The organism is Alteromonas antoniana (assembly GCF_019249295.1).
GTDB lineage: Bacteria > Pseudomonadota > Gammaproteobacteria > Enterobacterales > Alteromonadaceae > Alteromonas > Alteromonas antoniana.
The window spans coordinates 45,114-59,739 of sequence record NZ_JAESDH010000007.1 but is presented as its reverse complement, the minus strand read 5'-3'; the positions used below and the strand labels follow the sequence as shown (position 1 = coordinate 59,739).

The 14,626-nt window shown below is 50.4% G+C and carries 10 protein-coding genes; 2 read left to right on the top strand and 8 right to left on the bottom strand.

The window, feature by feature from the left end:
* Positions 1-91 precede the first annotated feature (91 nt).
* The 5 genes from msrB to malQ all read right to left on the bottom strand — a co-directional run bounded on the left by msrB (position 92) and on the right by malQ (position 8,770).
* The gene (gene msrB / locus JKP77_RS07660) at positions 92-487 is read right to left on the bottom strand and encodes a peptide-methionine (R)-S-oxide reductase MsrB (RefSeq protein ID WP_218310599.1); all 396 of its coding nucleotides are present in this window, start codon (positions 485-487) and stop codon (positions 92-94) included.
* A 26-nt stretch (positions 488-513) separates the two neighbouring features.
* Positions 514-2,067 carry an NADP-dependent phosphogluconate dehydrogenase gene (gene gndA / locus JKP77_RS07655; protein ID WP_218310598.1) on the bottom strand — a complete coding sequence of 518 codons (1,554 nt, stop codon included), beginning with the start codon at positions 2,065-2,067 and terminating at the stop codon, positions 514-516.
* A 152-nt stretch (positions 2,068-2,219) separates the two neighbouring features.
* On the bottom strand, positions 2,220-4,307 hold the full coding sequence (gene glgX / locus JKP77_RS07650) for a glycogen debranching protein GlgX (RefSeq protein ID WP_218310597.1): 2,088 nt from the start codon (positions 4,305-4,307) through the stop codon (positions 2,220-2,222).
* A gap of 2 nt (positions 4,308-4,309) precedes the next feature.
* Positions 4,310-6,493 (bottom strand): 1,4-alpha-glucan branching protein GlgB, encoded by a 2,184-nt coding sequence (glgB, locus tag JKP77_RS07645; protein ID WP_218310596.1) that lies wholly within the window; start codon positions 6,491-6,493, stop codon positions 4,310-4,312.
* 78 nt (positions 6,494-6,571) lie between these two features.
* A complete protein-coding gene (gene malQ, locus JKP77_RS07640; RefSeq protein ID WP_218310595.1) occupies positions 6,572-8,770 on the bottom strand; it encodes a 4-alpha-glucanotransferase in 2,199 nt (732 codons plus the stop codon).
* A 238-nt stretch (positions 8,771-9,008) separates the two neighbouring features.
* Here malQ and gap point away from each other — a divergent pair, with 238 nt between their 5' ends.
* Together gap and JKP77_RS07630 are read left to right on the top strand one after the other, a co-directional pair.
* Positions 9,009-10,004, top strand: a complete 996-nt coding sequence (gene gap / locus JKP77_RS07635) for a type I glyceraldehyde-3-phosphate dehydrogenase (RefSeq protein WP_218310594.1) — start codon at positions 9,009-9,011, stop codon at positions 10,002-10,004.
* Positions 10,005-10,189: 185 nt separating this feature from the next.
* Complete coding sequence (locus tag JKP77_RS07630; protein ID WP_218310593.1) at positions 10,190-11,047, top strand: D-hexose-6-phosphate mutarotase; 858 nt, start codon at positions 10,190-10,192, stop codon at positions 11,045-11,047.
* A 142-nt stretch (positions 11,048-11,189) separates the two neighbouring features.
* Here JKP77_RS07630 and JKP77_RS07625 read toward each other — a convergent pair whose 3' ends face one another.
* From JKP77_RS07625 to edd, 3 genes are read right to left on the bottom strand one after another with little or no spacing between them, the layout of a single operon-like run.
* Complete coding sequence (locus JKP77_RS07625) at positions 11,190-11,834, bottom strand: bifunctional 4-hydroxy-2-oxoglutarate aldolase/2-dehydro-3-deoxy-phosphogluconate aldolase (protein WP_218310592.1); 645 nt, start codon at positions 11,832-11,834, stop codon at positions 11,190-11,192.
* A gap of 3 nt (positions 11,835-11,837) precedes the next feature.
* Complete coding sequence (locus JKP77_RS07620; RefSeq protein WP_218310591.1) at positions 11,838-12,791, bottom strand: glucokinase; 954 nt, start codon at positions 12,789-12,791, stop codon at positions 11,838-11,840.
* Positions 12,788-14,617 (bottom strand): phosphogluconate dehydratase, encoded by a 1,830-nt coding sequence (gene edd, locus JKP77_RS07615; protein ID WP_218310590.1) that lies wholly within the window; start codon positions 14,615-14,617, stop codon positions 12,788-12,790. Before edd ends, JKP77_RS07620 begins: the two co-directional genes overlap by 4 nt.
* Positions 14,618-14,626 lie beyond the last annotated feature (9 nt).

Here is a 14,626-nt window from a genome sequence, read left to right as displayed (position 1 = left end):
AACCCGGTAACGGAAGCGCCGCGGTTTACCATCTGAAGATAATGCCAAAACGCGGCGGGCTGAACACAGAGAATGTTGATGATGTGGGTAGCTATCCCGGTACTACGTCCTTGTCATCTGACTTGAACGTCATCGACAGCGAGTTCACACAGTAGCGTTGTCCTGTCGGCTCAGGGCCGTCCGGAAACACATGACCTAAGTGGGCATCGCAGGACTTACAGAAGATTTCCACGCGGCGCATTCCGTGAGTAAGATCCTCTCTGTAACCCACATTCTCATCGTCAAGTTGCTTAAAGAACGAAGGCCACCCGCAGCCAGCATCAAACTTTGTATCCGAGGGGAAAAGTGGAGCACCACAACATTTACACACGTAAGTACCACTGCGACTCTCATCGAGCAAAACGCCGGTGAAAGGTCTTTCCGTAGCAGCTTCACGAGTCACACGGTATTCTTCATCTGATAAGGTTTCACGCCACTTTTCACTCATATTCCGGCTTCCTCAGCTACTGAAAATTATTTCTTGATAGCCACCTGAGGTCTTGCAGGATCACTCCAGTTCAGATGATACTTTTTACCTGCAGGCTTATCCACGCGCTGATAGGTGTGTGCACCAAAGTAATCGCGCTGGCCTTGCAACAGGTTGGCAGGCAAAACTGCAGTGCGGTAGCTGTCATAATAACTCAACGCAGACATCATCGCCGGACACGGAACGCCTGCGAGTGTTGCTTTGGCAATGGATTCGCGCCAGTCGGACTGGAAATGAGCAATCTGATCCGAGAAAAACGGATCCATTAACAAATTAGACAGCTCTTCGTTATTCTCATACGCTTTCGCGATAGACTGCAGGAACACGGCGCGAATAATACACCCCGCCCGCCAGATTTTGGCAATTTCACCAAAGTCCAGCGACCAGCCATGCTCTTTGGCAGCAATCGCCATCAACTGGAAGCCCTGCGCATAGGCGCAGATTTTCGAGCAATACAGCGCCTGCTCCAGCTTATTCACCACCGCCAGCTTTTCTTCATCGGTAAGCGACAAGGCGTCCGGACCTGCCAGCGTCTCGCTGGCGGCAACCCGTTCATCCTTCAATGATGACAGACTTCGGGCAAATACTGCTGAGGTGATCGTTTGGGCCGGGCTGCCAACCTGAAGCGCACTGACAGCTGTCCACAAACCGGTGCCCTTCTGCCCTGCTTTATCTAAAATCACGTCCACCAGCGGTACATTGGTTTCCGGATCCATTTGCTCAAGGACTTCCGCGCTGATTTCCATCAGGTAGCTGTTAAGCTTACCGTCATTCCATTGGCGGAATACCGCAGCAATCTCAGCGGCAGACATATGTAATGCCTCACGCATCATATGGTAGGTTTCGCAAATAAGCTGCATATCAGCGTATTCAATACCGTTATGCACCATTTTGACATAATGGCCTGCCCCTACCGGACCAATGTAGGTGGCGCAGGGCTCACCTTCCGTAACCGGCTTTCCGGGAGTAAAGGATTCAATTGGCTTGCCGGTTTCAGGATCCACTTTTGCAGCAATGGCAGTAAGCACGGGCTCAAGACGTGTCCATGCATAGGGATTGCCGGATGGCATAAGCGACGGGCCGAAGCGCGCGCCGACTTCACCACCGGATACCGCAGTAGAGAAGAAGATAAATTTACCTTTGTAATGCTCTTCCCGGGTCACAGAGTCTGTCCACAGGCTGTTACCGGTATCGACAACGATATCGTCAGCATGAATGCCAGCATCAATCAGGTGATTACAAACGTGGTCTACCGGGTCGCCGGCAGGAACCGAAAGGATAATTAAATGCGGTGCTTTTAGCTTGCTGAGTAATTCAGTGTAGGAACTACACCCTTCAACACGGGGGGCGGCATCACTGTGACGTTCATCTGCATCTTTTTGCAGAATAGCATCCACTTTGTGTTGGTCCAGATCAAAACAGGCAACGCGATAGCCGTGATCTGCCAGGTTCATTGTCAGGTTGCTTCCCATCACGCCCAGACCAATAAAACCAATGTCACAAAGCGTGTCCGCCTGTGCTGTTACACCATCATTTTGCATAGGATAATCCTCACGTTTCAGATGGGAGCGCATCATACCATCCGCTGGAGATATGAACAGACTTCCCGGCCGGGTTTTTGAAGAATTCGATAAACTTGCTGTAAATCACGACGCTGGTAAATCAATTACCTTGTCTGATGACTGAATTTCCGTCAGCGTGCCTGCTGATTGTAGCTAAATAATGCCATACTACGCCCTGCCTGCAAAAATACGCGCTGAATGCATATCGCCGGTTGCTCATCCACCGAACAATACCGGGTATCCAGATGCAGGGTCCATCCACCGCGCACAGAGAGCGCTGGCAAATTAAATCTGACATCGTTATCGCTGGCATTGACACACAAAAACCAGTGTTCCTGATCATGTTCACCGTCATTACAACCCCGGATTTCAACGCCAAATGCTTTGTTATGCGCGGCCTGCCAGTCTTCTGATGCCTTGTCAGTCCCGTCGGGTTTATACCAGTTTATCGCTGCGACATTGTAACCGTTGTAAAAGAGATCATCTTCCAGGTTCATACGACTGAGCAGTTCGCTGTTTTGTCGTAATCTAATCACATGCTGGCAAAAAGTAAGAAAATCCTGTTTACGCTTGTTCAGGTTCCACTCATACCAGTTAAGTGCATTGTCCTGACAATACGCGTTGTTGTTTCCCTGCTGCGTTTTACTAAGCTCATCGCCGCCTAAAATGTGCGGCGTGCCCTGGGAAAACAGTAAGGTCGCAAACAGGTTGCGTTTTTGACGCTCTCGCAACGACAGGATCCTCTGGTCCTGCGTTTCCCCCTCATGGCCATAATTTGCGGAAAGGTTATGGCCATGCCCATCGCGATTGTCTTCTCCGTTTGCCTGATTATGGCGCTCTGCATAGCTCACCAGATCGTGAAGGGTAAAGCCGTCATGATAGGTCACATGATTTACCGACGTATTGATATGGCGACGGCCTTTATGAAAGATGTCGCGTGAGCCCATCAGGCGCGTAGCGAAGTCGGCAGTAAGGCCTTCATCACCGCGCCAGAACGCGCGTATGGTGTCCCGGTACTGATCATTAACCTCCAGCCAGGAAGTCGGAAAGTTGCCCACCTGATAACCACCCGGACCAATATCCCAGGGTTCGGCAATCAGAACAACATCCTTTAATACCGGATCCTGAGAAATAGCCCGCAACAATCCGGCGTTTTTACGATACTGCTGAGGATCCCGGCCCAGACAGACCGCAAGATCGAAACGGAAGCCGTCAACACCAATAACTTCTACCCAGTGACGCAGGGCATCCATCACCAGCGCTGTTAACATGGTATGCGCCGTATGTACCGTGTTGCCGCATCCGGAATGATTAGAATATACCAGCTCACCGTCAGCGGATTGCTCCAGCAGATAGGATTGATATGGGCTAAACCCTTTGAACGACAGAATCGGCCCCCCCTTCCCGCCTTCCGCAGTGTGATTGAAGACGACGTCAACAATCACCTCCAGCCCTGCCCTGTGGTAGCAATCTACCATGTGCTTGATTTCGGCAAGCGCATCGCGGATCCCATAGCGAGGTTCCGGGGCAAAAAAGTTGACCGGATTATACCCCCAGTAATTCGTCAGTCCCTTCTCGGTGATGTAAGGCTCGGGCATGAAGCTGGCCACAGGCATGAACTGCACTGTAGTAACCCCGAGTGAAACCAGATGCTCAAGGACTTGCGGATGACAGGCACCAAGGTACTTACCCTGCTCAGGCTCAGGTACTTCAGGATGCAGCTTGGTCAGCCCCTTTACGTGCGTTTCATAAATAACACGCTTGTGAGGCGCTATAGTGGGTCTGGTTTCAGAAGGTGCTGCGTAGCGAGTGGCATCAACTACAACACTTTTCGACACCATAAAATGTGAGTCATTTGCGTATTGCCTTGCGTTCCAGTGCATGGGGCGACTGAGTTTTTTCGCGTATGGATCAATAAGCAATTTATCGGCAGGCGCGCTATGAAGCTGTCCGTCTCCTCTGTCAACACGGTACCCGTAGAGTTGCCCGTGTTTGACGTCCGACACAAAACCGTGCCAGATATCGCCGCTTTTGCCGGGCAGCAGCACTTCGCTTAATGGCTCTTCAGTATCGTTGTTATAAAGGCATAGCAGCACAGCCCGGGCATCCGGGCTGTAAACCGCAAAGTTACACCCTGTCTCGCTGACCGCAGCACCTAACGGGTATGGATGTCCCGTGGAGACCACTGAAAACGTTGATGTGTCGACTTTTGCGTCCACACTTACTCCTGTTCAAAGGTTATAAACAGCGTGGCCAGAGGAGGAAGAGAAACTTCGATAGAATGCGGCTGATGATTCCAAGGCTGGTCATCTGCCTGCATCACGCTGTTAACGGGATATTCACTGCCCCAAAATACCTGACTGTCGGTGTTCAATGCAACTGTATATTCGCCTGCGTCCTGCACTCCCAGTCTGAAATGAGAACGTGGCACCGGCGTGAAATTACTGATGACATAGACCTTTTGCTTGCGGTCGGCAGAAAAACGTACGAACGACAGCACGCTTTGCCCTGCATTTTCATGATCAATCCAGGCAAAGCCTTCCGGCTGATTGTCCAGCTCATACAATGCAGGCAGGTTTCGGTAGGTATGATTAAGCGTGCGGTACAGTTGCTGAATGCCGCGGTGTTTGTCAAACTCAAGCAGTCCCCAGTCCAGGCCGATATCGTGGTTCCATTCCCGACTCTGGGCCAGTTCATTACCCATAAAATTCAGCTTTTTACCCGGGTGCCCATACATAAATGCCGCATAACAGCGCATGTTGGCCGCCTGCTGCCATTCGTCACCCGGCATTTTGCCAATCAGGCTGCCTTTGCCATGCACCACTTCATCATGAGAAATTGGCAGCACGAAGTTTTCATCGAATGCATAAACCATGGAAAACGTAATATCACCGTGGTGATAGCGACGATATGCCGGATCTTTGCTGATAAAATGCAAAGAATCGTGCATCCAGCCCATATTCCATTTGAAGCCGAAGCCCAGCCCGCCGTCGAAAACCGGTCGAGACACTTTTGGAAATGAGGTTGATTCCTCCGCAATGGTCATCGCATGGGGGAAGTGCTTATACACTTCTTCATTCATCCAGCGTAATAAACTGATCGCTTCATAGTTTTCGTTACCACCATCAACATTCGGGATCCATTCCCCGTCGTTGCGCGAATAATCCAGGTATAACATAGAGGCCACGGCATCGACGCGCAGACCGTCAATGTGAAATTTGTCCAGCCAGTAAAGTGCGTTGGCAACCAGGAACTGGCGAACAGCACCTTTGCCAAAGTCGTAAATACAGGAGTTCCAATCCGGATGCCAGCCACGGCGCGGATCTTCGTATTCGTAGACATGGCTGCCGTCAAACCTCGCCGGGCCGTGCCCGTCCTCTGGAAAGTGCGCGGGCACCCAGTCGATGATCACGCCTATACCGGCCTGATGGGCTGAATCGACAAAGTATTTAAAGTCGTCAGGAGTTCCAAAGCGACTGGTTGGCGCAAACATGCCTACCGGCTGATACCCCCAGGAACCATCAAACGGGAATTCGGATACCGGCAGCAGCTCAAGATGGGTATAGCCCATATCCTTCGCATAGCTCACCAAGTCATCTGCCAGTTCACGATAGCTCAGGTATCGCTCAGAACTCTCTTCGCCCGGACGTTTCCACGAGCCAAGATGCACTTCATAGATACACATTGCAGAGCGATATTTGTCTTTTTTGCGCGCTTCCATCCATTGCTGATCATTCCACTGATAGTTATCGTGGTAATAAATTCTGGAGGCATGAGACGGGTATTGTTCAGCGTGAAAACCAACCGGATCTGCTTTGTGCGGAAGATCGTTGCCCGCACTGTCTTTAATCTGGTACTTGTACCGTTCACCTTCCTGAAGGCCGGGAATCACTAATACCCAGTATCCCAGTTCGGTTTTCTGCATAGGATGGCTACGTCCATCCCAGCCATTAAAGTCGCCTATCAGAGAGACAGCACCGGCGTTGGGTGCATACACCGCAAAACGGATAGCATGTGCATCGCCTTTGCCATCGTTAATGGTGATTGGCTGCGCACCTGCCTGACGGTACAGGTTTGCTGGTTGGTGATCGATAAAGTGGACAGCGTGATATGCGTCCTGAGAAAACTGATAAGGATCCAGAATCTTACAGGTCTCACTGCCTCGTGTAACATGCAGTATATAGCGCTCGTCATCTTTCAGCGGCACCGCTGCGCTGAATAAGTCGCTGTCATTCTGGCGATCCAGTGATACCGGCTTTTTGCGACTTCCAACGATTGCGGCTTTTACCTCTGTAGCGCCGGGCAGCCAGGCTGTCACCACCTTATTTTTTCCCTGCTGGTGAGGGCCAAGAATCGAGAACGGATGGGGACATTTCGCCCATGCAAGTTGCTGCTCAATCTGCATGCATTACTCCTATAAAAAGCCCGTGGTATCACGGGCTTCATGTTTCTGTGTATAGCGTAGGTCAGTCAGCACTAAAAATTAGTTTGTGCTGGCATTTTTCCTCGCCTGCGACAGTGATCCTGCTAATTCGACAATATCACGGTTGGTGAAAATCGCCTCAAGATTTTGACTGAGTTTTCGACGCCAGTTCGGATACTCATTGAACGTGCCAGGTACATTCACCGGCTTGTCCATCTGCAACCAGTCTTCTAACTGCAGACTCAGTAAGGCACTGGAGCCCCCTGCCATATGCACCTGCATGCCGTAATTCAGCGCCTGCGTCATACCGGTATAATTCACATCGTGACCCACGCTGTCATCAACAGAATGATGGCCATGCAAGGTATTTAGAATTTCCTGCTTGTTTTCATGGCGGTCTTTGTACAACGTACTCAGAATTTCCTCGGTGGGATACAGGCCAAGCTCCTTACCTAATTCTAAGTCAAGGCAATGCCAGTAACCAATCAGCGTGGGCATATCGTGGGTTGTCAGGGTCGACATCGATTGCTCAGGATAATGAGATGGTGAAAAGAAACCACCGTCCTCGGCCTGCTCAAAGAAGAATACCCGATAGGAATGCACACCATTGTCGGCCAGTTTTGCACGAATTTCTTCAGGAACAGTCCCCAAATCTTCACCAATTACCAGACTCTGGTGGCGATGGCTTTCCAGCGCCAGTATGCCCAGTAAGTCGTCCACCGGATAATAAACATACCCACCATCACGGGCATGATCCCCTTTCACTACCCACCACAGCCGAAGCAAGGCCATCACGTGGTCTATGCGTAACGCGCCTGACGATGCCATGTTGGCAGAGAATAAATCAATAATGGGCTGATACTGCTGCTCATACAGCTTTTTCGGATCCATCGGTGGCAAGCCCCAATTCTGACCCAGAGGCCCAAGAATGTCGGGTGGCGCGCCCACACTGGCACCGGTGCAATACAAATCTTTGTTACCCCAGATTTCGGCACTACCTTCACTGACACCCACCGCAAGGTCACGGTAAACCCCAATGGTCATTCCCGCCTTCTCAGCAGCGTCGCTGGCCAGCTTCATTTGCTCGGCCGCCATCCACTGCAGGAACAAATAAAACTTCACCAGCTTTTTGTTGGCTTTTTTGAACTTGGCCACTTCCGGATCCTGATAATTTTTCAGGTTGTCAGGAAATACCGGCCATCCCCAAAATTCCTTCCCTTTCTCTTTGAGAGACGCCTGCAAGGCATCGTACACAGCCAGCATGTCCAGACTTTCACCGCCTTCTTCAACAAAGGCTTTAAAGGCGCGGTTCTGTTTCGTGTTTTTGCTCAGGTATTGAGCGTTATACACGTCAAATACGGCTTTGAGCGCCTGAAGTTTGAGTGCCGAAACGCCATCGTAATCAACATAGTCGACGCTGCGCACATGTTCGAGCTGCGCTTTGAAAGCCTCGCTGCTCACAATCTCCTGAACCGACGCGTCCTGATAGCCATCAATTTTCGTCACGTCGATATACAGGTAATTCAACCAGCGGCGAGATGACGGGCCGTACGGAGAACATGCGTCCGGGTTAGCAGGATACAACGCATGAATCGGATTCAGACCGATAAAGTCAGCTCCCACCTCCGAGGCGCGGTTAATCAGTTGCGTAAGATCGGAAAAGTCTCCAATTCCCCAGTTCGCTTCACTGCGGACACAGTAAAGCTGTACGCTCAACCCCCAGATTTTCTTACCCTGCTTAATCACGTCTGGCGTATAGCACGCATCAGGCGCCACAATCAGACGCATCGACGCGAGCTCGTCACCGTCAGCTTCTAACCGCAACGTATGGTAGCCAAGTGGCAATGCATGGGGAAACGCGACAACATATTCCTGAAACTCCACATCGTCTAATTGCGCTGCCTGTAATAATTCCTCATCTACCGGCGTAAACGTGTGAGTGAACTGCTCACTCGAATCCGTTGTCACAGTAAACACGTATTCATCATTAACCAGGTCAATTGGCAATCGAACTGTTAACTGAATGTTATCGGCTTCACGGTTAACCTGGACCGGGTTTAACGGGGACAACCAGATTTTTCTGGCTTCTTCGGAAAGCTGATGATGGATTGCCTCCTCACTGGAGGTGTCGTAACCCAGTGTATTCAGCAACTTCGCTTTGCTCGACTCTGCGATGGTAGCAGGTTTGCCCCAGGCATCGACGTATTGGCTCTCAATGCCCCGCATCTCTACCAATGTCTGCAGAACGTTTTTCGTCATAGTGTTGTTATTCCTGTTTTAAAGTTGTCGCTCATGGAACCCAACGGGGTCTGATGGCCAACGTACAAATTTTTAACATTATTGTTGAAGTTGCCGCGTAACGAAACTGAATACGTTTGCATTAGGAAATGTTTGTAATTTTGCAACATTATTTGCTTTTTCTTTTGCCAATTATGCCATTTTGATCCATACTTTACGTAATTTATTTTCATTTTTTACAAAACAATCGAGGTACGTCATGACAATACGCATCGGTATCAATGGCTTCGGTCGCATCGGCCGTCTGGTAATGCGTGCGGCAGAAACACGCAACGATATTGAAGTGGTTGCAATCAACGACCTGCTGGACACAGATTACATCGCCTACTTACTGAAGTACGACTCTACGCACGGTTTATTCGACGGTGAAGTAAAAGTAGATAACGATCAGCTGATTGTAAATGGTAAGAAGATCCGTATTACATCAGAAAAAAATCCGGCCGACCTCAAGTGGTCAGAAGTAGATGTCGATGTTGTTGTTGAATCAACCGGATTATTCCTGACAAAAGACACGGCGGCGCAACACCTGGAAGCAGGTGCCAAAAAAGTGGTGATGTCAGCACCGTCGAAAGACGATACGCCAATGTTTGTTATGGGCGTAAACCATGACAGCTACAATGGCGAAACGATCGTTTCAAACGCATCTTGTACTACTAACTGTCTGGCACCGCTTGCCAAAGTACTGAATGACAAGTTTGGTATTAAAGATGGTCTGATGACAACTGTTCATGCGACCACGGCAACGCAAAAGACTGTAGACGGTCCGTCGATGAAAGACTGGCGTGGTGGCCGTGGTGCAGGCCAGAACATCATTCCGTCTTCTACCGGTGCTGCAAAAGCGGTAGGTAAAGTGATTCCGGCATTGAATGGTAAGTTGACCGGTATGGCATTCCGCGTACCGACGCCTAACGTATCCGTCGTAGACCTAACAGTAAATCTGGAAAAGCCAACATCCTACGATGATATCTGTGCTGCGATGAAAGCCGCTTCTGAAGGCGAGCTGAAGGGCATTATGGCATACACCGAAGATGCCGTGGTTTCAAATGACTTTATCGGCAATGCTAACACGTCTATTTTTGATGCCACTGCCGGTATTGCACTGACCGATACCTTCGTAAAACTGGTAGCCTGGTACGATAATGAGTGGGGTTATTCTAACAAGGTCCTGGACCTGGTAGCGCATATCTCAGAGTAAGCGTAAAAGCTTCAGCATTTGCTGTGCTAAATACTTAAAAAGGTGCGATTTTTTATCGCACCTTTTTTTATTTCAGTGCACAATGAGAATGCAATTCCACGGGTGAATTTTATTCTCCGAAACACAGAGCGAAACTGTCATTTGCTCCGTATTTGTCATTGAAACCGTTTTTGCAGGGAGTCGCTATGACCATCGCGAGCAGCGTTACCGTGAATGAATCACAGGGAATAACGTTTCTGGATATTGATAACCCGTTTTCGTCCGGGCGGATTAGTCTGTATGGAGGGCATGTGCTCTCTTTTACTCCAAAACATGACAATATAGAACGGCTTTGGCTTAGTCCTCACGCCTTTTTAAATGGCGAAAGGCCCATTCGTGGCGGCATCCCTGTTTGCTGGCCCTGGTTTAGTGATGACCATGGCAAAGAGAAAGGCGAGCTGCCCTCTCATGGTTTTTTGCGCACTCAGGTATGGCAACTTAAGTCATCAGAAGACATCGAAGACGGTACACGCATCGTGCTCACTCCTTCTTTCACCAGAGGAGACGGCTTTGAGTTTGACTGTAAAGTCAGTCTCACTGTCGTGTTTGGCGAACGGCTTTCCGTATCACTGAAGACTGAGAACACCGGGGTTGTACCTTTCACTTATAATCAGGCACTTCACAGCTATTTTGCCGTACCAGATATCAACAAAGCATCGCTGGAAGGAGTTACCGGGCAATACAAAGATAAACTGCAACACTGGGCCGTGCTGGATACGCCCTCCCCTTATACATTTACGGGCGAGACAGATCGCATTCATTTAGAGCCCATAAACGCCATCACGCTGAACAGTGAAAATCGCCCTGTCACTGAAGTACAGTCGCAGGGTCATGACTCAATCGTGATTTGGAACCCGTGGCGGGGCGCTGCCACCATGTCTGATATGGACGCATTTGGTTATACGCACATGCTATGTGTGGAAACGGCATGTACTAAAGGCGTTACCATTGAGCCAGGCAAGAGCCATACGATGACCCAGACGGTAAGTGGCCTGCCCAACTAGATACCGGCATTGATGCGTCGGATATCGCAAACCTCATGTGCCGGTCAGCACAGACAAAAAAGCCCGGAAACGTTGGACGTTATCCGGGCTTTTAAATAATACAAACCACAGCGTCGTTAAGATACCGGGCTTGTTACTGACACTATGCAGAGGCTCCGTCAACAGCGTCTTTAGCTAACTGCGTGATTCTGTCCCAATCACCTTCATTTATGGCATCATCCGGTGCAATCCACGAACCGCCAACACATTTCACATTGGGAAGGGCCAGATACTCTTTAAAGTTACCCGGACCAATGCCGCCGGTTGGACAGAATGTCACGTCCGGGAATGGACCTGAAATCGATTTAATGGCTTTCACACCACCAGACGCTTCTGCCGGGAAAAACTTCATGTGGGTATAGCCCGCATCCTTTCCTTTCATCAGGTCAGAAGTCGAGGAAATACCAGGAATTAACGGAATATCGCCATCCATTCCGGCTTTCAGCAAATCTGCGGTCATGCCCGGGCTGATGGCAAATTTAGCACCGGCATCGGTAACCGCTTTTAACTGTTGCGCATTGGTCACCGTACCGGCACCAATCAGTGCATCAGGCACTTCCTTCGCAATAGTGCTAATAACATCAATTGCCACAGGAGTGCGAAGCGTGACTTCCAACACTTTAATGCCGCCAGCCATAAGCGCTTTTGCCAGCGGAACTGCTTTTTCGACGTCGTTGATAACCAGTACCGGCACAACGGGCCCCGCTGCAAAAATCTCGGCTGGAGATATTTTCCAATTTGTTGTCATAATTCAGCTCGCAATATGTTGTTGTAAATACGCTGACGCACCCAGAAGGCCGTGATCCGGCTCAGCGATTAAATAAGTGGGAATGTCTTTGACGTAATGCTTCATTTGTCCTTTCGCTTCGAACCGGGCGCGGAAATCACTACGTTGCAGGAAGGCAGTGAAACGATTAGCGATACCACCGCCAATGAATACCCCACCCGTAGTCGCCATATTCAATGCCAGATTTCCGGCGAAACTTCCCATGATTCGGCAAAACTGGGTTAACGTGGCCGCGCAAATATCGCAGCTGCCGTCTACCGCTTTTTCTGTGACCTGGGCAGGCTCTGTCAGTTCGGCCGCAATCCCATTATGCGCAGCCAGTGCACGATAAATGTTTAACAGACCGCGACCAGACATCACCTCTTCTGCTGAGGCCCGCCCAAACTGGTTTTGGAGATAACGCCACACGACAATATCGGTTTCATCTACCGGTGCGAAGTCGGTGTGACCGCCCTCACCATCCAGTGTCTGCCATCCAGAACTGGTCATAGTAATGTGCTCAACCCCCAGACCGGTGCCCGGACCAAACACAGCAATATTGCCATTGGCTTTGCCATGACCCTCACCTATCTGAACGACCTGCTCACCGCTTAGCACCGGAAGTGAGTGCGCCACAGCAGTGAAATCGTTGATGACGTAAAGGTCATCCAGTTTCAGTTGCTGACGAAGCGCCTGCTGGGAAAATGCCCAGCTGTGGTTCGTCATTACAACCTGGTCGCCCAAAACCGGACACGCGATAGCAATGCATCCCTGAGTGAACGAGTACGCCGGCATATCTTTAAAATACTGCAAAATTGCCAGATCAATGCTGGCAAAGTCATTGCACATGTATTTCTTTATATCGCCCACACCGTCGCTGGTGACGCGTGCCAGACGGATATTGGTTCCGCCTACATCAGCAACGAACTGGGCACTCATAGCTTTTGCTCCTGCTCAACAAACAACGAGCATGCACCTTCTTCGGCACCTGTCAGCACAGCACGCATGCCGGCAAACATTTCACGGCCCATACCGATCTGGTGATGACCGATATCCGCGGCACGTGGTTCACGCGCATTCAGCGTGTCTTCGTCAACCAGCAGCGTCAGTGCACCTGTCTTGGTATCAAGCTCAATCATGTCACCGTTTTCGACTTTGCACAGCAACCCGCCCTTGAAGGCTTCAGGAGTAACATGAATGGCTGCTGGTACTTTGCCTGATGCGCCAGACATACGGCCATCAGTTACCAGAGCAACTTTAAAACCGCGATCCTGCAGCACGCCCAGTGGTGGTGTCAGGCGGTGCAGCTCTGGCATGCCGATCGCTGAAGGTCCCTGGAAGCGAACGACAACAATGCAATCTTTATCGAGCTCACCAGATTTGAACGCTTCATCAAGCTCAAACTGATCTTCAAAAACTACAGCCGGAGCCTTTATGTGGCAATGCGGTGTACGCAACGCCGAGGTTTTGATTACGGCACGGCCCAGGTTGCCCTGCAATACACTCAGGCCACCATCTGGCTTAAACGGCGTGTCAACTGGCGCCAGCACCTCTTTGTCCAGCGACTCCGTCGGTCCGTCACGCCACTCCAGCACGCCGTCATTCAGGAACGGCTCTTTGGTGTAGTTGTCCAGCCCTTTACCACAAATGGTAGTTACATCATTATGCAGCAATCCGGCATCCAGCAGCTGCTTCATCAACAGTGCCATACCGCCCGCGGCAGTGAAGTGATTGATGTCAGCCGAACCGTTAGGATAAATACGCGTAAGCAGCGGCACCGCATTGGAGATTTCAGAGAAATCATCCCAGTTGATGATGTAACCCGCTGAGCGCGCGACCGCAATAAGATGCATGGTATGGTTTGTTGAACCGCCGGTTGCCAGCAAGCCCACAAGCCCGTTTACCAGCGCTTTAGCATCAACAATATGACCAATAGGCGTGTAGTTTTCGCCTAAGTCTGTCAGACGTGTTGCCTGTACCGCTGCGGCCTTGGTTAACGCGTCACGCAGAGGCGTACCTGGGTTAACAAACGACGAGCCAGGCAGATGCAGCCCCATCATTTCAACAACCAGCTGATTAGAGTTGGCGGTACCATAGAAGGTGCAGGTACCGGCTGAATGGTAAGACTGCGATTCTGCTTCAAGCAGCTCTTCACGACCGACTTTGCCCTCGGCATAAGCCTGACGAACACGGGCTTTTTCTTTATTCGGTAACCCTGATGGCATGGGGCCGGCAGGGATGAAAACCGTTGGCAGGTGACCGAAGCTCAGCGCGCCCATTAGCAGCCCCGGGACGATTTTGTCGCAAATGCCCAGCATCACTGCCGAATCAAACATGTTGTGAGATAAGGCAACAGCCGATGCCATAGCGATAACATCGCGACTCATCAGACTCAGGTCCATCCCTTTCTGACCTTGCGTTACCCCGTCACACATGGCCGGCACTCCGCCGGCGAATTGCGCGACACTGCCAACTTCTTTTACGGCGTCTTTAATCAGCGCCGGATACGTTTCATAGGGCTGATGCGCAGACAACATATCGTTATACGCCGACACAATACCGACGTTGGCTTTTGTCATTGAACGCAGGTCAGATTTATCTTCTGTGCCGCAAGCGGCAAAACCGTGTGCCAGGTTTCCGCACGATAACACACCACGGTGTGGTCCTTCGCGACGGGCGTTTTCAATTTTGTCCAGATACGCTTTACGCGTGTCTTTGCTTCGTTCAATGATACGCTGAGTGATTTCAGCTAATTGCGAGTTCATAATAGTCTC